The 23,786-nt window shown below is 55.2% G+C and carries 13 protein-coding genes; 8 read left to right on the forward strand and 5 right to left on the reverse strand.

Features of this window, described 5'->3' with window-relative positions; translation table 11 throughout:
• Positions 1-1,099: 1,099 nt before the first annotated feature.
• Positions 1,100-4,159, forward strand: a complete 3,060-nt coding sequence (locus Pla52nx_RS16690) for a vitamin B12-dependent ribonucleotide reductase (protein WP_146519078.1) — start codon at positions 1,100-1,102, stop codon at positions 4,157-4,159.
• A gap of 151 nt (positions 4,160-4,310) precedes the next feature.
• On the opposite strand, the gene Pla52nx_RS16695 is transcribed toward Pla52nx_RS16690, so the two are convergent.
• Entirely contained in the window at positions 4,311-4,529 is a 219-nt protein-coding gene (locus Pla52nx_RS16695; RefSeq protein WP_146519079.1) for a hypothetical protein, read from the reverse strand.
• Positions 4,530-4,539: 10 nt separating this feature from the next.
• The gene (locus Pla52nx_RS16700) at positions 4,540-6,216 is read right to left on the reverse strand and encodes a S8 family peptidase (RefSeq protein ID WP_197454385.1); all 1,677 of its coding nucleotides are present in this window, start codon (positions 6,214-6,216) and stop codon (positions 4,540-4,542) included.
• Positions 6,217-6,534: 318 nt separating this feature from the next.
• On the opposite strand from Pla52nx_RS16700, the gene Pla52nx_RS16705 reads away from it, so the two are divergent.
• The 4 genes from Pla52nx_RS16705 to Pla52nx_RS16720 all read left to right on the forward strand — a co-directional run bounded on the left by Pla52nx_RS16705 (position 6,535) and on the right by Pla52nx_RS16720 (position 14,959).
• Positions 6,535-10,086 (forward strand): hypothetical protein, encoded by a 3,552-nt coding sequence (locus tag Pla52nx_RS16705; protein ID WP_146519081.1) that lies wholly within the window; start codon positions 6,535-6,537, stop codon positions 10,084-10,086.
• A gap of 969 nt (positions 10,087-11,055) precedes the next feature.
• A complete protein-coding gene (locus Pla52nx_RS16710; RefSeq protein ID WP_146519082.1) occupies positions 11,056-11,601 on the forward strand; it encodes a cysteine hydrolase family protein in 546 nt (181 codons plus the stop codon).
• Positions 11,602-11,695: 94 nt separating this feature from the next.
• A complete protein-coding gene (locus Pla52nx_RS16715) occupies positions 11,696-14,059 on the forward strand; it encodes an ATP-dependent helicase (protein WP_146519083.1) in 2,364 nt (787 codons plus the stop codon).
• A 147-nt stretch (positions 14,060-14,206) separates the two neighbouring features.
• Complete coding sequence (locus tag Pla52nx_RS16720; RefSeq protein ID WP_146519084.1) at positions 14,207-14,959, forward strand: hypothetical protein; 753 nt, start codon at positions 14,207-14,209, stop codon at positions 14,957-14,959.
• Positions 14,960-15,545: 586 nt separating this feature from the next.
• Here the strand turns inward: Pla52nx_RS16720 and Pla52nx_RS16725 are convergent.
• Together Pla52nx_RS16725 and Pla52nx_RS16730 are read right to left on the reverse strand one after the other, a co-directional pair.
• A complete protein-coding gene (locus Pla52nx_RS16725) occupies positions 15,546-16,424 on the reverse strand; it encodes a formate/nitrite transporter family protein (protein ID WP_146519085.1) in 879 nt (292 codons plus the stop codon).
• 39 nt (positions 16,425-16,463) lie between these two features.
• On the reverse strand, positions 16,464-18,326 hold the full coding sequence (locus Pla52nx_RS16730; protein ID WP_146519086.1) for a transketolase: 1,863 nt from the start codon (positions 18,324-18,326) through the stop codon (positions 16,464-16,466).
• A gap of 213 nt (positions 18,327-18,539) precedes the next feature.
• Between Pla52nx_RS16730 and Pla52nx_RS16735 the strand changes: the two genes are divergently transcribed.
• Entirely contained in the window at positions 18,540-18,749 is a 210-nt protein-coding gene (locus Pla52nx_RS16735; protein WP_146519087.1) for an acetyltransferase, read from the forward strand.
• A gap of 314 nt (positions 18,750-19,063) precedes the next feature.
• The gene (locus Pla52nx_RS16740; protein WP_231741835.1) at positions 19,064-20,455 is read left to right on the forward strand and encodes a sulfatase-like hydrolase/transferase; all 1,392 of its coding nucleotides are present in this window, start codon (positions 19,064-19,066) and stop codon (positions 20,453-20,455) included.
• A gap of 731 nt (positions 20,456-21,186) precedes the next feature.
• Here the strand turns inward: Pla52nx_RS16740 and Pla52nx_RS16745 are convergent.
• The gene (locus tag Pla52nx_RS16745; protein WP_146519089.1) at positions 21,187-22,512 is read right to left on the reverse strand and encodes a Gfo/Idh/MocA family protein; all 1,326 of its coding nucleotides are present in this window, start codon (positions 22,510-22,512) and stop codon (positions 21,187-21,189) included.
• A gap of 266 nt (positions 22,513-22,778) precedes the next feature.
• Here Pla52nx_RS16745 and Pla52nx_RS16750 point away from each other — a divergent pair, with 266 nt between their 5' ends.
• A complete protein-coding gene (locus Pla52nx_RS16750) occupies positions 22,779-23,723 on the forward strand; it encodes a hypothetical protein (protein ID WP_197454387.1) in 945 nt (314 codons plus the stop codon).
• The last annotated feature ends 63 nt before the right edge of the window (positions 23,724-23,786 follow it).

Consider the following 23,786-nt stretch of genomic DNA (forward strand, 5'->3'; position numbering starts at 1 on the left):
AGCGGGCCGTTGATTTAGTGAGCCGCGACTCGTAAGCGGCCGGGCCTACCGCATTGCCCGGTGCCTTACGGCCCACGGCTCACCCTTGCGTTCCCAATTTCGATTAAATCAACAGGCCACTAGCCGTGGATTATTCGTCAGCCGGCACGCGATAGCGTCCGGTTTCCGATTACAGGCGTGAGAACCGGGCGCTATCGCGTGGCGGCTGATAGGCGCAGACTGTTTTCGTGCCAATCCGTGTAAACCGTTTGGTGCAAACGTATTGCGAAGACTGTCGTCAGTGGCGTGAATAATCCGGGCTAGCGCCTGAGGCGGATTGTGGTGCCGGCCCACGGCTAGCGCCTGAGGCTCACTTTGATTGCGATGCAGGGAACGAAAACATGGACTGAAAAAACAATGTCAACCCCAAACTTTGAGCAGTCCAGGCCAGCGCCGACTGCTCACTAAATCGACAGCTCGACACCGACTTCCCATAACCCCTATTCTGCCCAGGCCGACACATCGAGAAGGCGTCCCAATGCCCCCATTCGCTTCCCTCTGCCAAGTCACCGTAAACCTCCTGTTTTGAAAGATCAAAAAAAAGTTTTCCACAGTGACTTTTCCGTCTGCGGTGATCAGGGAGCGGCAATTCTTCACTAACCCTTCATGGTCATTGGGCTTACGTCAGTCCGACCGCCCAAGTTTCCACTCCGCCCCGATTGATCACAGGGGGCACAAGTCTTTTGCTACTATACAGTTAGGATATCCATTTGTTTTTGATTGACAGGATCAAAGCAATCCCTAAGATTCCCCGCGTCGCCCACATTTAGTGAGTTGCGCCCAAAAAGGCACTACGGGTAGTGACGGCATTGCCGATTACGGAGACCTTTTGGTAACAACTTATGCACAGGTTTAAACTTTAGGGTTTGGGCACGCATCGCAATTGAGGCAAGCCGCAATGAGGCACCCCCATATGTGATGCTGTTCATCGCCATGCGATGGTCGACCAACTGTTCATTTTTCTTTCTGTTCACACCGACCGGCAACGCAAGGAAGCGAAGAGATTCTCTCGCGGTCGCGTTGTAGGTCCCCCAAGGATGACTAAAGGAGTCTGTAAGAGATGGCCACCGTAATGCCCTTGTCAGCAACTGAGCCCGCCCGATCCTCCGACATGGATCCGGCACTTGAGAAAGTCAACAATCAGCACGGAGTGGAGTACGCAGAGACCCAGTTCGGAACTCGTCTGCGTGAGAAGGGCCGTAGCGGCCTGAAGGTCAAGCCAACGTTTTGCCCAGTCAACGACCAAACACCATTTGCTACCAAACAATGGGAACTGCGTTCGGCAGCGATTAAAGACGAGAATGGAAACGCGTTGTTCGAGCAGAACAATTGTGAGATCCCCGCCGACTGGTCCCAGTTGGCCACCAACGTCGTGGTCAGCAAGTATTTCTATGGTGACCCGAGTACCGACGGAGAGCGTGAGCGAAGCGTCCGGCAGTTGATTCACCGCGTGACCCGAACGATCGCCGACTGGGGTCTGGCCGACGGATACTTTGACACCCCCGCCGACGGCGAGAACTTCTATCGCGATCTGACTTGGTTGTGTCTGCACCAGCACGGTGCGTTCAACAGCCCGGTTTGGTTCAATGTCGGCCTGTACCACCAGTACGGCGTGACGGGATCCAAGTGCAACTGGGCGTGGGATGCTGAGGCAAAGACCACTTTCCAGCCAGAGAATCCCTACGAGTATCCTCAAGGGAGCGCTTGTTTCATCCAGTCGGTCGACGACAACATGGAAGACATCATGCGTTTGGCGTGTGCCGAAGCCATGTTGTTCAAGTTTGGCTCGGGAACGGGAACGGATTTGTCAACGATCCGTTCATCTCGTGAGAAGCTGTCCGGCGGCGGCACTCCCTCCGGCCCGCTGTCCTTCATGCGTGTCTACGACTCCATCGCCGGTGTGGTCAAATCGGGCGGCAAGACCCGTCGTGCGGCAAAGATGCAGTCCCTGAAAGTCTGGCACCCGGATATCTTGGAATTCATCGAGTGCAAATGGGCGGAGGAGAAGAAAGCTCATGCTTTGATCCGCGAAGGCTACGAGTCGAACTTCAACGGTGAAGCCTACAGCAGCGTCTGTTTCCAGAATGCAAATCTGTCGGTTCGTTTGACAGACGACTACATGGTCGCCGTCCGCGACGGTAAGCGTTGGCAAACTCGCTGGGTCAGCGACAAGGCAAACGGCACCGCGCCGGAATACGACGCCAAGGAACTGCTCAATAAGATGTCCGAGTGTGCTTGGCATTGCGGCGACCCCGGCGTGCAGTACGACACCACGATCAACAAGTGGCATACTTGCCCCAACAGCGGTGCGATCAACGCGTCCAATCCATGCAGCGAGTACATGTTCTTGGACAACACGGCATGCAATTTGGCATCGATCAACTTGATGAAATTCGCCAAGAAGGACGGTTCGTTCGACGTCGAGCGTTTCCGCGCCGCGTCACGCATTTTCTTCATCGCCCAAGAGATCTTGGTCGATCACGCCAGCTATCCCACCGAACCGATCGCTCGCAACAGCCATCGCTATCGCCCGTTGGGTCTTGGCTACGCCAACTTGGGCAGTCTGGCGATGTCGCGTGGTTTGGCATACGACAGTGATGCGGCACGCGGTTTGTGTGGCTCGTTGACCGCTCTGTTGCACGGCGAAGCCAACCGCACCAGTGCGGAGATCGCTGGAGTTGTCGGCACATTTGACGGATACGCGGACAACGAAAAGCCGATGCTCGGCGTCATGCAGATGCACCGCGATGCGGCCGACAAGATCAACGACGAAGGCCCCGCGGAGCTGAAGCAAGCGGCTCAGAAGCTGTGGGACGACGTTTTGGAGATCGGTGCCAAGTACGGATTCCGAAACGCGCAAGCCACCGTGTTGGCTCCCACCGGAACGATCAGTTTCATGATGGACTGCGACACAACCGGCATCGAGCCAGACATCGCGTTGGTCAAGTACAAGCAGTTGGCCGGCGGCGGAATGCTCAAGATCGTCAACCAAACGGTCGCGCCGGCATTGACCAAGCTGGGCTACAGCAAGGAGCAGATCCAAGCCATCCTGGCGTTCATCGATGTGAATGACACGATCGAGGGTGCACCGGAAATTGACACCGACCACCTTAAAGTGTTTGACTGTGCGTTCACGCCGGCCAACGGAGTACGCAGCATTTCGTGGCGTGCACACATCACGATGATGGCGGCCGCTCAGCCGTTCCTTTCCGGAGCGATCAGCAAGACCGTCAACATGCCCCAAGACGTGACACCGGACGACATCGCTGACGCGTACTACTGGGGTTGGGAACTGGGGCTCAAGGCGATCGCGATTTATCGCGACGGCAGCAAGCAGTCTCAGCCGCTCAATACCAAGAGTGAAGAGGGCGGCTCGGCAGGTGCCAACACGAAGGTCGTCACGAAGACCATCGAAAAGATCGTTTACCGTCCTCGCCGCGAACGTTTGCCCGACACGCGTCAAAGCGTCACGCACAAGTTCACCATCGCGGGTCACGAAGGCTATCTGTGCGTCGGACTGTACCCCGATGGTCGGCCTGGTGAGATCTTCATCACGATGGCAAAGGAAGGCTCGACGATCGGCGGAATCATGGACAGCTTCGGAACCGCATTGTCGATTTCGCTGCAATACGGAGTTCCGTTGGAAGTCTTGGTCAACAAGTTCAGCCACACACGGTTTGAACCCATGGGACACACGAGCAACAAGGACATCCGCATCGCCAAGAGTGTTGTCGACTACATCGCACGTTGGTTGGGCCTGACCTTCATGAGCGGCGATACCCATGGTCCTGGAGCCGTGAAAGAAGCGGACACCAATCCGCGATCGATCAATAGCGGCAATGGACCTGAGCTGGCTGCCCCCAGGTCGTCTGTGATGGAAGCCCTCAAGCAGGACTCGGGTGCTGCCGTCGCTTTGGCCGAGCGAGCCACCATGCTCGCCAGTCTCAAGGACACACCGTCGACCAATGGCGGTGGCGCAAAGAAAGAGGGAACGCGACAGGAGCAGTTCGCTCGTTTCCAAGTCGACGCACCCACCTGTGACAACTGCGGCAGCATCACCGTCCGCAACGGCAACTGCTACCTCTGTCACAACTGCGGTGCCAGCATGGGCTGCAGCTGAGTAGCAACCCGCTGACAGCAACCGTACGTCATCCTTTCCAGGCTGACTTACGGCTTGAATGACAAACGGCAAAGCCTGACCGTACGAAAAAACGCCTGTGACTCTTTGGAGTCACAGGCGTTTTTCATTTCTACCAGCGGCGTCGGTCGTTTCAATGAGGCTCCGGATCAGAGTGAGCAAACACCGAAATCACCTTGGCATTGGACTCAATCTTTTTCGCGGAATCCTCGCTCGCCTGGACGTACAGCACTGTTTCTTCGCCCATCGGAACAGGTTCCAAGTCTTCCACTGAACCGCCGTCCTGAGAGATGGCCTGCTTAATCGACTCGACATCCGAGTCTGATTTCACTGTCACGAGCCAACGTTTCATTTCGCAATACCTAGCAGTTTGGAGGATCAACGATCAGGCTATCAAAATCAGACCAATCGGTCGATTCGATCAAGCGGTACGCAGCAGCGGCGTTGATGACACCGTGCCCCGTATTGAGATCATATCCCGGCTGTCCAATGCTTGTTGCGGAACGGATCAAAGCACCCTTGAGTTGGGCTGGCGTCAAACCCGGAAACGCTGACAAGAGAAGCGCGCCGACTCCTGCTGCCACCGGACATGATGCAGATGTTCCATTGTCGAAGGCTTGATTGGAGGTTCCTGCTGGGCGTCCTGGTCCGAAATTGCCAAAGAAATGCGAGTAAGCGGAGATATCCGGTTTGCATTTCTCAAACCCATCGCTGTCACCGGGTTGCCGGTGTGCGTGACTTGGCCCCTGCGACGAGTATCCAATCCGTTCGTGCCTCGAATTGACCGCCGCCACCGTGATCACCTCAGCCAATGCGTTGGACGCTTGAATGGATTTGCCAGAACCGATTCCACTGGGTTGACAGCGTCCACTGGCACATGGCTCACCACAGTTGCCCGCCGAAAAGAAACAGGGTGCCCCCGACAAAACCACTTCTCGAACCTTTCGATGAATGGGGTGGTTGATGTTGTTCATTTCATGAGATGGATCGGTGGTGATGCCCGTGAATCCATAGCTGTTGCTGGTGATGTGTGGAGTTCCGTTTGCCCGACGCTGAGTCAGCACCGCCTGGAACATTGCCAACGCACCACCCGAATTTGGTACTCCCAAGAATGGATAGTCCATCAGTTTTGCATGAGGCGCCGCAACCAGCACGTCTGCAGCGCACATCGATCCGTGACTCTGAATCGATGCCGAACCTGGTGCCGGTGACAGCGGGTCATTCAAACCTCCGATCACCGGATAGACAGAACCATTGATTCCTTGGTCCAGGATTCCGACAACAATGTTCTGACCCCGATTTCCATCAAACCAAACGCGTTCGACTCCCAACAAAGCTCGAATCACGTCGATTGAGACGGCGGGTTGGAATGGGCGACAGTCGATTGCCGCACCACCGGATGGAGACAGGTCCAGAATCTCACCAAGCATCTGACCAGCCATGCGGGCGCTGCCGGACAATGACTCTGACGTGTGCGGCAGAACACCGGGATAGTGCGGCAGAACACCAGGATATCGTGATGCGAGTTGGGCGGCGAGCACAACAATCTGTTCAGGAGACAGGTCCTCGAACGTGTGTGGCAAAACTCCAGGGAAACGGCGTCGGACGTCAGCTTGCGGATCAACACCACTGGCAAAGTGTGGCGGAAGCCCCGGATAGCCTCCTCCGTCAGGTTCGCAGTTGCATCGTCGCTCGTTGAAATACGACATCTGGGAACTTGGCCACACTTTGACGACCGATCTCTTTCGTTCGCAAGCAGCCCATTTTGCCACGTCGATTTTTGCGGGCATGACCCAGGATCCACGACGCGGTGTGGCTTCCGTAAACGCCGTCGCAGCAAAGCCGGCTAGCCTCTCAGGATCGCTGAACAGCGGGACCGCAGCCGAGTTTTCGGCAAGCTCCAGACCCACACCGTCGAGACTCTCAGAGAGCTTGTCGGCAACGTTTTCCCTGACGCTGGAACTGGCAACGACCGCCGATGCCTCGTCGAAATCAATCGGCTCATTCTTGAACTCGATGAGAACGTCAACTTTTCGCATTGAACTGCCCCTCTTTTTGGGATGAAGATAATCGAAAGGCGAAGGGGCCATGCCCCCTCTGCAGGGCAATCATCGCTCGAAAAAACAGCAAAATCAACCTTCGAGAAGTCCCTTTTCCCTCAAATGTCCAATTTGACAGCGTTAAACGGTGCGGGTTATCAGGCTTATAGGTCGAGTGGCATCCTCGCCTGTCGTCGTCATTGTGATTTGAATGATCTGAATAATCGACATAAGACGATGTCGGTTGGGGGGCACCCGTCAGAGGTGGCACCAAACAGGTCCAATTCTGAAATCTCGAAACACCAAGGATGACCACTCATGATTGGGGTCAAAATCAAACAGACATTCGTGGCAGTATTTTGCTTTTCGATCATCTTCCTCCAGCCGCTGCAGATGTATGCCGGTGGTCCGTTGACTTGGTTCAACCAGTCGGATGTCGAGAAACTCGCCGGGCAAATCGATTGCCTTGAGAAACACATTGAGAAGTACGGCAGCGTGGTCGCCAAGAAACCGGATGTTTGGGGTGAGGCCAGACTGACACGTCATCGCAGTGAGTTTGAACAGGTCATGAGCGAGGAACTCAATGGCTTTAAAGAGACCATCAATGCCACCCTCACTCGCGCGGACTCGGCATACCTAGCCAATGCCTTTGCCTTGTCCGCGGCATTGCAAGAAGGTGTTTCGTTGCCATCGGCGAAAGAGTCCGATGCGGTTGCGATCATTACCGACGATGGAATCACCAAGAGAGCTGAGGCCGCGATCGCGCGTTCCAATCCTCGCGCCAATGCGACATTGGGATTCAAAGCCAGCGAAGGTGGTATCGCATTGGAGCCGGTGATCAAACTGGACCAAATGAAACGTTACTTGGATCACCTCAACGAAATTCGCCGAACCAACGAAGGCGACGACGTGGGTGATTCCCCCGGCTACGCGATCAACTTGGTTCGCATCCCGGTTTCCGTACTGCCGGGCAACCGTACACAAGAAGGCTATGGGGCCGAAATCTCGGTCACAGCCACGCCACACTTGTCCGAAGAAACATTGCCGCAGGTGTTCCAGAGCTGGGTCATCAACGATCTGGTTGATGAACTAACCCTACCGGTCTTGCGTCACGCTGACTTGAAAACCTGGGATACGCTTCTGAAAAGATTTCTTGCGTTGTACGAGTACTTGGATGCGAACGGCGATTTTCCGCCTCAACGAGACATTGTCTATGGAGAAGTTCTCAACGAAATCCTGAATGGACTCTACACAAAGAGCAGTCAGACCTACGGGACGCGGCCTGTTATTCAATCTGCAGACGTTCAGAAACGACAATCTGATGCCATTCTAGAGATCAAATCCGTAAAGTTGGATTTGGAATCAATTGAGCAACGCACATCCAGTCAAATCGGATCATCTCGAAGTCGCCATAGTCGTTACTCCGTTCCAGCTTCACTGCGACCGCTCGTTTATGGACGTTCGTTCCATCGGATCAACTACAAGGGACAACCCACTCCCTATCTTTTTGAATTGGATCGTCTCAGCGAATTGGCGAAACGAATCAATCAAACACTCGCTCTGACCCAATATCCCAATGGCCAGATTCCAAACACGGAGGTTCGTGATTTCCTTCGTGAAGAACTCAAAGCGTCGTACGACTTCCTCATCGAGGCCGGACGTCGCAATCCAGCGATTTGGGATCTGACCGAAGGGCTTTACGAAATCATTCGAGACGGCCGCGATCTCGAACTTCTGGAGCGTCAAAAGCTCTACGCACACTTGATCGGCGACGGAGGCGACGGTCGATCGATACGCATGCAGCCACAGAATGAATACCAAGTCACCGAAGACCTCGCGTGGTGCATCTTGGTTGAATCCGCTTTGCTGAATCGTCAACTGATCGACGACATGCAACGATTGGCGGCCGACAAGAACGCACCCTGTGTGGTTTCCACCCCGCTCGACCGTTTCTATTTGCCGTCGCACATGTTGGCTCCAGAGACAACGTATGCCTTCAACGAATATGTCAAGTGTCGTTGGCCGATCAAGGTGTTCGCATTGGACCCAGTCACTCAAGATCAGAACGTTGCCGATGCCTTCAGCTTGCGACGTGAACTGCAACTTGCCGCGTCGATCGCCTTTGCATCGGGCGAAATTGGCATCAGCAACTTTTCGCAGTTTGCTCGACGGATCGAGTTGGATGCGGAAACAATTGCTCTGAACCGAACCGTCATAGGGTTCTCGCACGGCGACGATACCTTTGGTTGGCGCTTCAGGCCACGCTACCAAACACCCGAAATCAAAGGCACCATCCAAGCGTTCGGGCAGACCCTGTTCGGTGGGCCTTCACGCAACAGCTTGCTGAAGGATCAACGAATCGAACCCGGCATTCGCGAATGCACCGCAATTGTGATCGCTCCGAATTTTGTGCCGTATCTGACCTTTGACACTCGAGCCAATTGGTACAAACTCACTCGACCGGGTTGGAAACAGTTTGATTTGAAAGACAGCACCAGCCTCGGCAAAGAGATCGTTGAGCTGCGGCGTGCCAAGGCAGCTTGCGTCGCTGAGCAGCATCTGCATCGCGACGGCGAAGTATACCGGTTGATGCGGGCCGTCGATCAACTCGAAGCCCGATTGCCACTGCAGACGACATTCGTGCAGATGCCGACGGAGGACACCAAGGGCGGATTTCAAACACTCTCTGGTGGCACGACCAATCTCGGTCCAGAACTGGTCGGCTTTTATGGCCAACCGGGCTACGATCCGACCAAGGATTCGTCTTTCTTTCTCGTTGGCGACAATTTCAGCGTGCACGACACTCGTGTGATCGCTGGCGGAGAAGACCTGAGAACTCGAGACGTTACTCAGTTGGTTGACGTTGTAGTAGAAGGCGAGGAGCCAAAGCAAACGGCTGTCGTACTGCCAAGCCAGGTCCGAATGTTGAGCCGTGACATTTTGGAGGTCCGCTTGCCGAAAGAGCTGAAACCCTACGAACGCGAGTATGACGAAGGTAAGAAACGCAAGGTCATCGCAGTCCAAGTTGGAACTCCCTATGGCGTATCCGCTGTCTTGGAAATCCCTGTGTTTGAAGAAGACAAAAAGGCGGAGGAAACCGCTGCGGCCACGGCTGCGGCAAAGGCTGTGACAGCTCACGTCGAAGCGTTGCATCCGGTCAGCTACGGATGGGAAAAAACACCCGATGCGACGGCCACGGTGGTTTTCGACACAGGAGGTATCAACGTCTTGGATATCCACGACGGGATTGGGATGCTGAAGTTGGAAATGAACCAAGCGGAGAACAAAGATGTCCACGATCTGCTCAATACGGGCGATGCAATCCATGCGGACATCGTGTTCCGTGTTGAGGCGACCTCCAACAAAGAAGGCACGAGTTCCGTCAAAGGCAAGACCATTGGGCCACTGCAGATCACCTTGGGTATGGATTTCGATCCCGGCCAACTTGAGGTCCCGTTGCAAGCCGCACTGCGAAGCTCGATCTTGCCAAGCTTTGATCTCAAGGAAATCAGCCTGCAGGGTTACGTGCGGTTCTACGCGACCGACGGGCATGACTCTCACATGGGCGGACGTGAACGACATCGCGATCGCCCGATTTTCAAGCTGACCAATGCTTTGAAAATCAAGGTGACCGAAGCGACGAAGTGCGAGGTGGAGTGCGTTCCTGCACTCACTCCACCCACTACCGTTCACAGTATTCCAATCGAGTTGCTGCAGGGGACTCCTCTCAGCAAAGCGAAACCGTTGACATCAACGGATTGGAATCGTGAGACCGAAACGGAACCGTATGCAATTCGCCTCGTGACTGACACCGTATTCGATGATCTTCATCGTCAATTGTCCACGGTGTCGACAGCGTCGGGTCGATAGCCATCGGTTCCGGCCAATGAAACGTGACAGGCTTCACTCGTTGGCAACGGGGCTGCTGTAAACTCGGGCTGTTGACTTCACCTAGTCTCGGCCCGACTGTTTTGTGCTAGCCAGGCAAGTCATCCATGGACACTCATGCAGATTTTAGACGGGCCAGTGTCAGACGGGCCAGTGTCAATCGGGCTGGCGAAGATGCCCGCTGGGACGTGCGAAAAATAAGTGTCGGAAAATCCGACACTTCTCGCCGATCGCCAGCACTGGTTCCCAGGCTCCTGCCTGGGAACCCATGATTAGCAGGCTCCTGCCTGCCGATCTGCTGACAATTTCCATGCCACGCTGATTTTCGCGAGGCAGAGCCTCCATGGCAGTGCGTTCCCAGGCGTGAGCCTAGGAACGAGCGTTCTGCGGGGTGGCGATCAGCGAGAAGTGACGAAAATCCACGTGACAGTCATCGCTCCGCGCGATTTCTGCAAAAAGACAGGATACTTATTCTCCGCATGTCCCTTGGGGCAGCGATGTGACGCATTCTGACGGTCGAGGATATTGGCACGACGCGCAAGCGAGTGAATCTGGCGACTCACTCGTTGGCGCATGCGTGCTGGTATGTCTCGCGTTGCAGCAGAAAATGCTTTCCATCATTTTCCTTGGGGGGACTCGCTTCGGGGGCGAACCGGCGAACGGAAGTTGAGAGAACCATCAGAATCGGAACTGACGCATATCCGGGCCTTGCTGGAAACGTCGCAGCCGGCTGAGTCTCCTCGACTGTTTTTTTTCGACTCGTGCGGTAAGATAAGCCGACTGTGTGGGTGAGGTGAAGCAGTCACTTAGCAAGCAGCGACTCAAAAGCTGCAGGCCCGCCTCCTCGGGTCAGAAGACATCGCACCAATCTCACGGTCGTGCATTATGTTAGCATCACGACTGAGATTCTGTTTTTGGTTCTAGCGCTTTCTAGAAAGGGATGACAACGACATGACGCGAGCCCTCTTGGTCATCGATGTTCAACGTGAATATTTTGACGGCGCCCTGCCGATCACTCATCCCGCCGGGCACTTGGAAAGCATTCTTTCTGTGATGGACACTGCATCCGCCGCCGGTGTACCGACAGCGGTGATTCGACATCATCAGGCCGACCCTGAATCACCGATCTTTCGTCTTCACTCAGACATGTGGCAGTTGCACGACGAAGTGGAAAAGCGACCGCGTGATGTCTTGATCGACAAGCAGTTCCCTGGTTCGTTCACCGGCACCGGTCTCAGCGATTGGCTCCAGGAAGTAGGAGCGGACACCATCAGCATCGTGGGCTACATGACGCACATGTGTTGCGACACGACGGCCCGGCAAGCGTTTCATCGTGGACTGAAAGTCGAATTCTTGAGCGACGCGACAGGAACGTTGACGGTTGAAAACGAAGCTGGCAAAGCGACCGCAGAGCAATTGCAAGAGTCGATCTTGGTGGCCCAGCAAATGTTCATTAGCGAAGTCCTGCCGTCTGCAGCATGGAAAGAAAGACTGTAGAGCGGGGCAAGACGTTAGCGGAAAATGCGTTAGAATAATGCCAACTGGTTTCACTCAGGACCAGGAACTCACGAAGGCAGGAAAATAGGGACGCATGGCTGGTTTACTTGATCAATTGACTCAGCCCCAGCGTGACGCCGTCACGCATGTCGATGGCCCCTTGCTGATCTTGGCCGGCCCCGGCAGCGGAAAGACGCGAGTCGTCACGCATCGCATTGCTCATTTGCTGGAACAAGGCATCCCGGCTTGGCAGATCGCGGCGTTGACTTTCACCAACAAAGCCGCCGAAGAGATGGGGCATCGGGTGAACGCTTTGGCACCAGGAGCCAAAGTCTGGATGGGGACGTTTCACCGGTTCTGTGCTCAATTGCTGAGACGTCACGCCGCCTTGGTGGGACTTGCCGAGAACTATTCCATCTACGACACGTCCGATAGCAAGCAGGCGATGAAGCATGCCATCGCCGCCGCAGGAGTCTCGCTCACGCACGCGTCGCCGGAAAAGATTGCCTCCTCGATCAGCCGTTCCAAGAATCGTCTCGTCACACCGGAGATGCTGCAAGGCCAGTCGCTCGGGCCGGTAGAGGCGATCGCGGCGAAGGTCTACCCGGTCTATCAGCAACACTTGCTGACTGCCAATGCGGTCGACTTTGACGATCTGTTGTTCCATGTCGCAAACCTGTTGCGATACAACCCGGAACTACGCAGCGACTTGGACGCAAAATTCAGATACATCTTGGTGGACGAATACCAAGACACGAATTTGGCCCAGTATGCAATCGTTCGCGCACTCTCGATCGACCACCCAAATTTGGCGGTCACCGGCGATCCTGACCAGTCGATCTACGGCTGGCGAGGCGCGGACATCAAGAATATTCTTGACTTTGAAAAGGACTACCCGTCGGTCACCACGGTACGGCTTGAGCAAAACTATCGCAGCACTCCCAACATTCTGCGTGTCGCCGATCAACTGATCCGCCACAACCGCCGACGCAAACAAAAGAATCTGTTCACGGACAATCCGGAAGGCCAGCCGGTTGTCTTGCGGATCTTTGAAAGTGGATTTGACGAAGCCGACGGGATTGCGGATGACATCGTTAACGCGATCGCTCGTGGCGACGCGACGGCAAACGACTTTGCGATTTTCTGTCGTATCAACGCGATGACGCGATCGTTGGAGCACGCACTGCGAAATCGCGGCGTGCCCTATCAAATCATCAACGGTGTGGAGTTCTATCAACGCAAAGAAATCAAGGACTTGTTGGCTTACCTGCATTTGATCAACAACCCGTGTCACGACGTCGCGTTGGCTCGCGTTATTAACACTCCGACGCGTGGCATCGGCGCAAAGTCGATCGAGCATTTGCGGAGTTTTGCCGAACTCAATCGTATCCCGATGCTGGAAGCCGCTCGTCGTGCCAGCGAGATTCGCGAACTCGCCAAACGATCGGCCACGATGATTGCCAAGTTCGTCAGTTTGTACGATCGTTTGGCCACCAAAGCGACCGCGCCGCTGGAAGAGATCCTGCGTTTTCTGGTGACCGAATCGGGCTACGCAACCTATTTGGAAAACTCGGCCAACGATCAAGACGAAAACAGCCCGTTGGCCAACGTCGATGAGTTGATCACCGCAGCGGTCGAATTTGATCGACGACATCCCGACGACGGATCGCTCGACGCTTTCTTAGAACAGGTGGCGTTGGTCAGCGATACCGATGCATTCGAAGAATCCAGTGAGCGAGTGACGATGATGACGCTGCACGCTTCAAAAGGACTGGAGTTTCCACGTGTGTTCTTGATCGGCGTGGAAGACGACATGTTGCCGCACGCGCGCAGCAAAGAAGACGAGTCTCAAGTGGAAGAAGAACGCCGTCTGTTGTTCGTCGGAATCACACGCGCGAAAGAGTTCTTGCAGCTGAGTTGTTGCAAACGCCGTTCGATTCGCGGCGATTTTCGCCCTGTGATTCCCAGTCCGTTCTTGAACGAATTGCCACTGCAAGAGATTGAGCGGATCGAAACAAAGGTCGCGCGTGATTGGTTCAACGAAGATTTTGACCAAAGCTATCCCGATTCTTGGGACCTACCCGAAATCGATGTGGAGCAGTCCACAGCACCTCTGAGCGTCGCGATCGAGCCGGACGAATTCAATCAGGACGTTCCCTCCGTCGAGCTGACAGACGACTCAACCGATACTGGCGGAACGTCATCGGTGCAAGAAAAGGGTAAGAAACGATTAATCTCAGCACTCGGTTCACTGAAAACCGCGTCGGATTTGTTGACGGAGACGCCGACACCGTTGACTGCGTATCGGGAAGGCGCTCAAGTGCGGCATCAACAGTATGGCGAAGGAACGATTGTGTCGGTGACCGGACGGGGCCCCAAGCGTACGGCGACGATTCGCTTCGATGACGGCGATCACAATTTCCGACTCGCGTTCGCGAAGTTGGAACTTGTTCAATGATTTAAAAGTTGACGGACAACGGACATCATTTTAGTCCGTATTGGAAGTCGACAGACATTCAGTGAGCTAGGGTTACGGTAGCCGGGGGAACCTTGTCCAATCGTCCCATAACGCACGCTCGATCCGTCTACGGACAGGTCGGCTCCAGTGGCTATGTTCGTCAACCCAAACTCATTCGTCGCCTCCAACAGCTACGCGATCGCTTTTCGTTCGCCGGCCGTTCGAAGCACCGGCGCATCATCTAATGCGAAGGCGTTGGGCAGTGTGTCCCTTGAGTTGGCCAAACTTCGCAATCAGCTCTTTGAAATTCGACAAGCACTCGCCAATCTTGCCGAGCCACTGAATCTGTCACGTGGTGCGCAACGAGACAGAAACGTTGACGTTGCAGCGACGGCTCAGTCCAACGCAGCACTGGCGTTGGGGCTAAGGGTCGCAACGGCAGCAACCCTGGCGTCGTCAGACGATGCCGCCAGATCCACTGACGATTCAGGGCGGGCGGATACAGAAGAATTCGTCGACAGCTTGCAATCGTTTTCCACAGAACTGAACCGTCTCTACGCAGACTCCGTAGACGGCGGATTCGATGGCGATTACATCGAGTCTCTGCGCAGTTCCATTCAAGAATTGGTGCTGGCTCACACCGACGGCAAGCACTCCGTTACGTTGGTCGATGGTTTCCGAGTGGATTTCAGTACTGAAAGTAACGAAGTCATTCAGTTGGCGCCCGCCGAAGCGTTGGCCCAATCGGTCCGCGTCAATGAGAACGCCTTCAATGCAGCGTTATACGGAGGCGAAGAATCCGGCCTGATCAATGACTTGACCAACTTCTTTGCAAACGCGGAGGTCGACCTGAGTCATCAAATCCGCCAATCCGGCGGACTGGTTAACCTCTTGGCCTAGGCCCGAACCATTGGAAATCTGGGGCTGTGGTACTGCGTCGCTGCGCAAGTTTCTGTCACCTATCCCAGCGCAGAAGTCGTGCAGTTTTCAGGTTGTTGCTTGACAGCGACTAACGTCTCCCTCCCGACGCAGTTAGGAGGGTCGGAAATCGAGCTTTAACGAGATTTCCGGGGAGGGCCGTCTGCGCGTATCCAGCCGTACTCGCCCCTTCCCTCACATTGCTTCCCTTGTTCGACCCTCCTAAAGTGCCTTTGGAGAGGGTGAAGTCTCGTAAAGCTCGTTATTTCCGACACTTCTCGCTGATCGCCACCCCGCAGAACGCTTGTTCCCAGGCTCACGCCTGGGAACGCACTGCCATGGAGGCTCTGCCTCGCGAGAATCAGCGTAGCCTGGAAAGCGTGGCCTGGAAATTGTCAGCAGATCGGCAGGCAGGAGCCTGCGAATCATTGGGTTCCCAGGCAGGAGCCTGGGAACCAGTGGTGGCGATCAGCGAGAAGTGTCATTTTTAAACAACTTAAAAACTGCACGACCTCTTCCTTGGGGGAGGTGACGGTGGAGTGGACCGCTATGATCAGCTCAGCTTTCTTCATCTTCCTGTGGTCTGTGATGTTGGCTCGTCCGGGCGTGCATGAGTGTGTTTCAGCAAAGCTAGAAAGACCGGACCCCCGATGGCATTGCCAAGCGTCGCCCAAAACAGGAAATGAAAAAACTCGCCCCACGTCGTCGCATCAGATGTGAATACGCCGGCGAGGACTTCGACCGTTCCGACGATGCTGTGGTGCAAATGCCCGATTCCGATGGCCGTTGTGACCAGCCAAACGATCACAATCTGGCTGATCGTGTCACGTCCTGCCGCGACCAACCATGACAACAACCCCATCAACCATCCGGCCAAGATGCCACTGAGCAGAATCGTCTGCGGTGGATGCTCGACCAAGCCCCGCGCGATCTCGGTAAAGACTTGGCGATCAATGACGCCGAGTGACGGACCGACATGAGCGACCAGTGCAGCAAAAGCCGCTGCGCCGACGATGTTGGCTGAGTAAACGATTGCCCAGAGACGCAGCAAACCCTTTACGTTTTCCCGCCCGCTCAAGACAGGCAAGACCGCCAAGCTGGTGTGTTCGGTAAAGAGTTCCGAGCGACCCAAGATAACCAGAATGAACCCAAACGAGTACATGTTTGCGATCAATAGTTTTGAGACCGAATGCGGCACCTCGTCTTGCATCAGCGTCTGCATCGCGGCCATCAAGAACAAACTGAACCCGATTTCCAGTCCGGCTGACAACCCTGAGAAAAAGAGTCGCCCCGACGGACGTTTGAACGCCGCCATCGCCTCATTCAGTTCGTGTCGCATGATCTGCTGCGACGCCTTCTTGGGTTCGTCTTCGTTGATCTCCGAATCCGACTCGAGTGATGAAGTGTTCTCCTTCTTGAAACCCGACTTGGATGAATCACTTCCCATCAATGTTACCCGTTAGTGTGCCTCAGGCGTGTCCGCTCGTCATCGCGTCATCCATCGTCGAACAGCATCGGCGATTTTGGCTGCAGAAATTTCTTCCGCATCAAGCAACTTCTCCGATGATCCGCTGAGGGGACGTTTGCGAACGGCTAGGCAGTTGACTGGCGTCGGGTGATCCGACAGGCTGGTCAACACTGCTTCACCGATACCGCCTTCGGGAAAATGGTCCTCGACCGTGAACACCACTTGAGTCTGGTCCGCAGCTTTCCGAATCGTTGCGTGATCAAGCGGTTTGATGGAGTAGAGGTCGATCACGCGAGAGTTGACACCCGCGTCCTTCAACGTTTGATGAGCCGACAGGCATTCGTGCAGCGTGATGCCTGCTGCGATGAGCGTCACTTGATCATCGTCGCTCTGCCGCAGTACTTTGCATCCGCCCACGACGAATTCTTCGTCAGAATCGTAAATCACCGGCGTCTTTCCCCTCGTCGTTCTTAAATAGGCGACGCTGTCGTGCGCGGCCATCAGATCAACCAACGCTTCGGTCGATACGGCGTCACAGGGATACAATACCAAACCGTCCTGGATCGTGCGAAACATCGCGATGTCTTCCAATCCCATCTGCGAGGGGCCATCTTGTCCGATGGAAACACCGCAGTGTGAGCCGACAAACTTGACGTGAGCATCGGAGTACGGCGTCATGCGAATTTGGTCGAATGCACGAGTCAGGAACGCAGCGAACGTGGAAACAAAAGGCGTCTTGCCTCTCAGCGCCAAGCCCGTAGCCGCCCCGACCATGTTCTGCTCTGCGATAAACATCTCAAAAAAACGATCGGGAAACTCATCTCGAAAACGCTTCGAACGAGTTGAATTGCAGACTTCGCCATCGAGTGCAATCAGTGTTGGATACTTGGACGCGAGTCGAACGAGCGCATTACCATAGGCGTCACGAGTCGCAACTTCATCACCAATTGAATAGTCCGGAGCGTCGATGCCGCGAGAAGCGGGCAAGTTAGGTTGGTAGACGATCGGCTCTGCCAACTGGCCACGGATCGACTCATTCGGCTCGCCCAACTGCGACAGTATCTTGCCCAGTGCATCGTCATCGACCGGCTTGCCATGATGCCCACCTTCGTTCTCCAACGCCGGAATCCCTTTGCCCTTGATGGTTCGAGCAATGAACATTGTCGGTTGATCGTTGTGGCCCGCCGTCTCCAATGCTTCAAAGGCTTTCCTCACCTGAGCGTGATCATGGCCATCGTCGATCACAATGCATCGCCAGCCGAACGGCTCGATGCGGTCGCGATAGGCCTGCAAGTCGTGGCCATACATCGTTTCGCCACGCTGGCCCAAGCGGTTGACGTCAAGGATACCGATCAGGTTATCCAGTTTGTAATAGGCGGCCAATTGGATCGCTTCCCATTGAGACCCTTCCGCCATCTCGCTGTCACCCAACAAGACAAATGTTCGACTGGGCGACTTATCCAGGTACCTCGCCGACAAAGCCATTCCAAATCCGATCGAAAGCCCTTGACCTAGCGAACCGGTTGCTGCTTCGGTGCGAGGAAAACGCGACGTCGGATGTCCTTCCAGTTTGCTGCCGAACTCTCGATAGCTCATCAGATCGTCTGGCTGGATCTGCCCCGCAGCAGCCCACAGCGAGTAGAACAACGGCGAAGCGTGTCCTTTTGAAAAGATCAGTCGGTCATTGGCAGGATTGTCCGGCTGATCGAGGTCAAATCGAAAGCGATTGTCAAACATCAGATCGACCATCAGCTCGACGGCCGAGAGCGAAGACGTCGGGTGCCCCGATCCGGCGTGACTTGTACAGCGAACGATCCAGCGTCTGATTTGTTGGCACAACTCTTCGAGATGTTCCTTTTGCGTTTCGGTTGCCGTAGCCATGTTGATCTCCGTATGTGGTGTTTGTCGACGAACACTGACACGCTCACGTCGTGATTGAAATATCGCTTGTGATAGGACAACCCAATGCAAATAGCGCGCCAGGAAACACGACGAAATCCATTCTCGTTGGAACGCGATTTGCTCGCTTTTGTTTTCGTTGACCCATGTGTGAAATACGTGAACCGTTCAGCTCTCATCAACAAGGAAAGTCTCATGTTTGTCAAAGAACAAAATTCGAACGACCTCATCCGAGTCAGTCTCGTCGACCAGCTCATCAGTCCTTTGGAATCGAAGGTTCTCGGTAGGCGGCAAGCGGGCGAAGAGGAACAGGACGAACGCCTGTTTGACAAGTCAAGTCTCGAATTCCCATCTGGCGAACCCTTTCCACAGTGCTGGACGGACGAGCAATATCAAGTTCGCTGATCTCTGCGAATCGGAATGGCAAAACACTCGTCGGGGCACGCTATCGACTTGGAAAGTCGAGCGACGATTGTCGTTCGACTTTCCAAGTCGAGAATGAACACCTCAATACGCCCAAGCACAAATCGTACGCCTTGTGCGTAACGGTTATCTCTCCCAGCCTCCCTCTGGTACACAGCGTCCTTCTGGAACACAGCGTGACGCTCTTCAGTTACAGTGGGGGACGTCCTCATGACTGTTGCTCCCCCCAACGACGCCCCCCCATTCCTAGTGAGTTGCCCATGCATCGGTGCCTTCACGCAGTTTTTTTGTTCGCCGTGTTATCCCCGTTCGGTGCTGCAGGCGTCCATGCTGCAGAGACCGACAAGCCCAACATTGTTTTTATCTTTGCCGACGATCAGTGTTTTGAGACCATCAACGCTCTCGGCAACAAAGAAGTCCAGACGCCGAATCTGGATCGTTTGGCGGCTCGTGGAACGACATTCACACACGCGTACAACATGGGATCGTGGAGCGGAGCGGTTTGCGTTGCCAGTCGCACGATGTTGAACACCGGTCGGTTTGTTTGGAACGCAAGATCAGTTTACGACAAGAGCGAAGCCGAGCGTGCGGCCGGTCGCTGGTGGAGCGAGTACCTCAAGTCGGCAGGCTATCGCACTTACATGACCGGAAAATGGCACTGCAAGGCCAGCGCGGAGAAAGCGTTCGATGTTGCCCGCGACGTTCGACCGGGAATGCCCAACCAAACGCCAGCAGGTTACAACCGACCGATCGGGCCCGGCGAAGACACCTGGTCGCCCAGCGATCCGAAGTTCGGCGGTTTTTGGCAAGGCGGAACGCACTGGAGCGAGGTCGTCGCTAATCATGCGACTGATTTCTTTGACGACGTCAAAGACAACGATGACCCGTTCTTTATGTACCTGGCTTTCAACGCACCTCACGACCCTCGGCAATCACCCGCCGAGTATGTCAATCGATATCCGCTTGGCAATATTTCGCTGCCCAAGAATTTCTTGCCTGTCTATCCCTACGCCGAACAAATGGGGGCTGGCAAGTCGCTGCGAGATGAAAAGCTCGCTCCGTTTCCACGAACCGAGTATGCGGTGAAGGTTCATCGCCAAGAATACTACGCGATCATCACGCACATGGACGAAATGATCGGCCGCATCTTGGACTCGCTGCAGGAGTCCGGCAAAGCCGACAACACGTGGATCTTCTTCACTGCGGATCACGGATTGGCAGTGGGGCAACACGGTTTGATGGGCAAACAGAATTTGTACGACCACAGCGTTCGAGTGCCGCTGTTTGTCATCGGACCCGACGTGAAACAAGGAGGCAGGAACGATCAGCCGGTGTATCTGCAAGACGTCATGCCTACCACACTGGAACTGGCCGGAGTCGAGCGCCCAGAGCACGTTGAATTCCAAAGCTTGCTACCGCTGTTGGACGGCAAAAAGAGCCAATACGATGCGGTTTACGGGGCGTACTTGGAAAAACAACGCAGCATTCGAACCGAGCGCTTCAAACTGATCGCGTATCCCGGAGCCAAAACCCTGCGGCTGTACGACATCCAAGCCGACCCACTGGAAATGAAAGACTTGGCGGGTGACGACGAGCATCAGTCCACGGTTAAAGACCTGTTTGCCAAGCTGACCGACTTGCAAAAACAGATGCACGACGAGGTCAGCTTGGCAGGGTGTCTGCCGTAGGTTGGATGGGTATGTCAGTCTTGTAGGTCAGGTGTCCAACGAAGCAACTGCCGGCATCACCAACCCTCAAATCAACGGTTCGACAGGATCGACCGAGATTGCTTAACCTGTCGTCGGGCGTCATCCTGCGGGGGACGTGAAAAGTATTGTTGCTGCATATGAGAGTGAAGCGGTCACAGAAGGTAGCCGGCGATAGAGCGCAGCGATCATCGACGGTTCATTTTCACGTTCCCAGCAATCCCCTCAGTCGCGGATGCGACGACAGCATACAGCCTGGGGCGCGAGCCCCAGGTGAACACCCTGCGCCGCCAACAAGCCGCGGAGCGGCGACAGATTGCATCCGGACCACCGCGTGTTGTGGGCTACACCAAACGTTTTATGCTGTCGCTGCTCCGCAGCTTCTGGGAGGACTCGATTGCAGAAACATGGGGTTGGCACCCCATGCTGTACGCTGTCGCTGCTCCGCAGCTATCGCAGCTATCGCAGCTATCGGAGCTATCGGAGCTATCGGAGCTAACCCGGGGTGCGCTGGCTTCGCCGCGACCCCAGGCTATGTTGTTTAACCACTTCGTGGTCGGTTTGGAGAATAGGTGTCCTCTCTCGTTGCCAGAATCACGCGAAGCGATGATTGCTACGTGGGTTTCGCGACACTTATTTTCCGCACGTCCCGACCAGGATGGCTACTTAGATGTTAAGAGCTCTGGCCTGGAAAGGCTGACGTACTTTCGTTACTACACTTCCCAGCCGGCTCTGTACTCTTTCGAGATGTACTGGTCGGCTTCTGGGCAATTGGTGGCTTTCAAATTTGCCGCGTCCCACTCCAATGCCTTGCCAGCTCGATAGGCGACGTTGCCCAACAGAACGGATTCTGTCAGCGCGCCGGAGTAATCGAAGTTGCACGTGGTCGTTCCGCCGTTCTTGCAAGCTTCGATCCACTCGCGGTGGTGGCCAATGGAGTTGGCGATGGTTTCCGGTGGCGGCTCCCAGCCCTTGAATTTGTCTCGGGGGAACATGCGATAGTTGCTGTAGTCCGCGAACATATGTCCGTCGGTTCCGACAAACATGACTCCACTGCCGGGAACCTTTTCTCCGGCGACTTCTTTCGGGATGCGATTGCCGTCGTACCAAGTCAGCTTGACCGGCACCATGTTCTCACGTTTGGGGAACTGGTAAGTGACTTGCAAACCCAGCGGGCAGGTTTCCGGATGGACAGCAGGACCTTCTGCAACACAGCTTGTCGGGTGTCGCAGTTTCAATGCCCAGAAGGGCAAGTCCATGTAGTGGCAGCCCATGTCGCCCAGCGTTCCTTGGCCGAAGTCCCACCAGCGTCGCCAGTTGGCCGGATGATAACGACCGGCAACGTAGGGACGCTCGGGTGCCGGGCCAAGCCAAAGGTTCCAGTCGAGTGTCGCTGGTGGTTCTTCACCGCCTTCGGGGCGATCACCGCCGCCCCAACCTTTGCCGACCCACACGTGAACTTCACCGACATCGCCGATCGCGCCCGACTGGATGATTTCGACCACGCGTCGATAGTTATTTCCGGCGTGGATCTGTGTGCCCATTTGCGTGACCACGCCCATCTCCTTCGCGGCCTCGGCGATCTTTCGAGCTTCCGTCACCGTATGCGTCAGTGGTTTTTCACAATAACAGTGCAATCCCGCCTTGATGCCTCGCATGGCCGCAGGAGCGTGGTTGTGATCCGCCGTCGCAACCACGATCGCATCGGCTTTGTCAGATTCCTGGGCGATCATCTCGCGATAGTCGCGGTACGTTCGGGCGTCTGGGAAACTGCTTTTCGCGCGATCCAAATACAACTGGTCCACATCGCACAACGCGACAATGTTTTCTTCTTTGACGCCATCGATGTTCGCCGACGCGCGGTTAGCGGTGCCGACGCAAATGATTTTCAGCAGGCTGTTGGCTGACGTCGACTGCGCGGGGGCAAGCTCCGTCCAGAATCCGCCGGAGACCGAACCGGCTGCAGCCGCTACCGCGGATGCTTTGAGGAACTGTCGACGTCGAGGGTTGTGCGATTGTTTCGGAGTAGGTTTTGTCATTTCAATTGGCGGGGGGAGTGTGGAGAAATGGGGAGGGAGCAACATGCTGGAACGACGAGCGTGCGTCACGCAAGCAGTAGCTTAATCGACCCCGACTGCCCTGTGGGTAGGCGACGCCGGGTGGGCGGGGACCAGATCAAATTAGTTGTTGGTTGCCCGACGATGTCAGGAATTTGCCAGCTAGCCCTCCAAAACGGTATGCCAGCAGGAAAAAACAAACAGATCATCATGTTGTCTTCGCCCGATTTGGCCAGACATTTAGTACCATGCAGGTCTTTCCATTCGACTCTCGTTATCGACGACACTTACCACACATGCAGATCAAGTGCCCCGGCTGTTCCAAGGTTCTCAACATCCCCGACACGGCGGCGGGAAGGGTCGTGCAGTGTCCTTGTGGCAAGCAACTAAGGGCTCCCGGTGGGTCACCTGCGGTAGCGGCTTCGGCACCAGCCGCTCAACCGATGGGAGCCGCACCCGCCCGCGTCGCTCGACCGCAACAGCCGACCGCCCCCATCGGTGGAGGTTTTGGGTTGGACGACGATTTGTTTTCCGAGTTGACCGATACCGATATGAGCGGAATCGCCGCCGTGGCACGACCGGGAGTCCCTCAAAAAGCTGTGGCAGCCGCTCCCAGTGCAATGCTGAAGCAATACGCTGGCGAAGATACCAATGCGAAGAAAGCCCTGAAGCCTGGACAACGCCCTGGAACATTGACCTTCCTCGGAGTCCTCAATATCCTCGGCGCTTTGCTGATGGGTGGCATCATCGCGTTGGTTGTTGGCGTTGCTGCCATGCTGCAAATTGATCCGGCCATCTTACTCGGAGGCATGGCTGACGCGACGATTGCATTTATCGTTGCTACCGTCGTATTTTGGTTCATTCTGCATACTGGCGTCGCCATTTCCTGCTTCGTTCCGTCCTGGTTCACCTGGCAGGTCCTGATCTTCGGTTACGCGTTCATGACGAGCTATCGAGTCTTGGACATCACATGGTCGATCATGACAGAAGGCTTCGTGCTCGGACGATTCTTTCAGATGATGATGTATCTCATTGCATCCATTTGTTTTTGGGCGTACGCCCACCAGGACGAATCACGAAAGTTCTACCAAGTCGGTCCATTAAAGGCGCCGCAGGTGCTCGCGGCGAACATCCTGGGCGTATTGTTCGGCATTGGATTCGGCATCATGCCCTTCTTTCTCACCATTGAGTGAGCACGGCAGACGTGTTGATACCCGAGTCCTCGTGCTCATTCTGAATCTGCGTTGCAGCTTTCG

It is taken from the genome of Stieleria varia (assembly GCF_038443385.1).
In the GTDB taxonomy this organism is placed as follows: domain Bacteria; phylum Planctomycetota; class Planctomycetia; order Pirellulales; family Pirellulaceae; genus Stieleria; species Stieleria varia.

Coding starts and splice junctions, on each gene's coding strand:
- Pla52nx_RS16730 (WP_146519086.1), bottom strand. CDS start 18,326: ATGGCTACGGCAACCGAAACGCAAAAGGAACATCTCGAAGAGTTGTGC.
- Pla52nx_RS16725 (WP_146519085.1), bottom strand. CDS start 16,424: ATGGGAAGTGATTCATCCAAGTCGGGTTTCAAGAAGGAGAACACTTCA.
- Pla52nx_RS16735 (WP_146519087.1), top strand. CDS start 18,540: ATGTTTGTCAAAGAACAAAATTCGAACGACCTCATCCGAGTCAGTCTC.
- Pla52nx_RS16715 (WP_146519083.1), top strand. CDS start 11,696: ATGGCTGGTTTACTTGATCAATTGACTCAGCCCCAGCGTGACGCCGTC.
- Pla52nx_RS16710 (WP_146519082.1), top strand. CDS start 11,056: ATGACGCGAGCCCTCTTGGTCATCGATGTTCAACGTGAATATTTTGAC.
- Pla52nx_RS16700 (WP_197454385.1), bottom strand. CDS start 6,216: ATGCGAAAAGTTGACGTTCTCATCGAGTTCAAGAATGAGCCGATTGAT.
- Pla52nx_RS16690 (WP_146519078.1), top strand. CDS start 1,100: ATGGCCACCGTAATGCCCTTGTCAGCAACTGAGCCCGCCCGATCCTCC.
- Pla52nx_RS16695 (WP_146519079.1), bottom strand. CDS start 4,529: ATGAAACGTTGGCTCGTGACAGTGAAATCAGACTCGGATGTCGAGTCG.
- Pla52nx_RS16750 (WP_197454387.1), top strand. CDS start 22,779: ATGCAGGTCTTTCCATTCGACTCTCGTTATCGACGACACTTACCACAC.
- Pla52nx_RS16705 (WP_146519081.1), top strand. CDS start 6,535: ATGATTGGGGTCAAAATCAAACAGACATTCGTGGCAGTATTTTGCTTT.
- Pla52nx_RS16745 (WP_146519089.1), bottom strand. CDS start 22,512: ATGACAAAACCTACTCCGAAACAATCGCACAACCCTCGACGTCGACAG.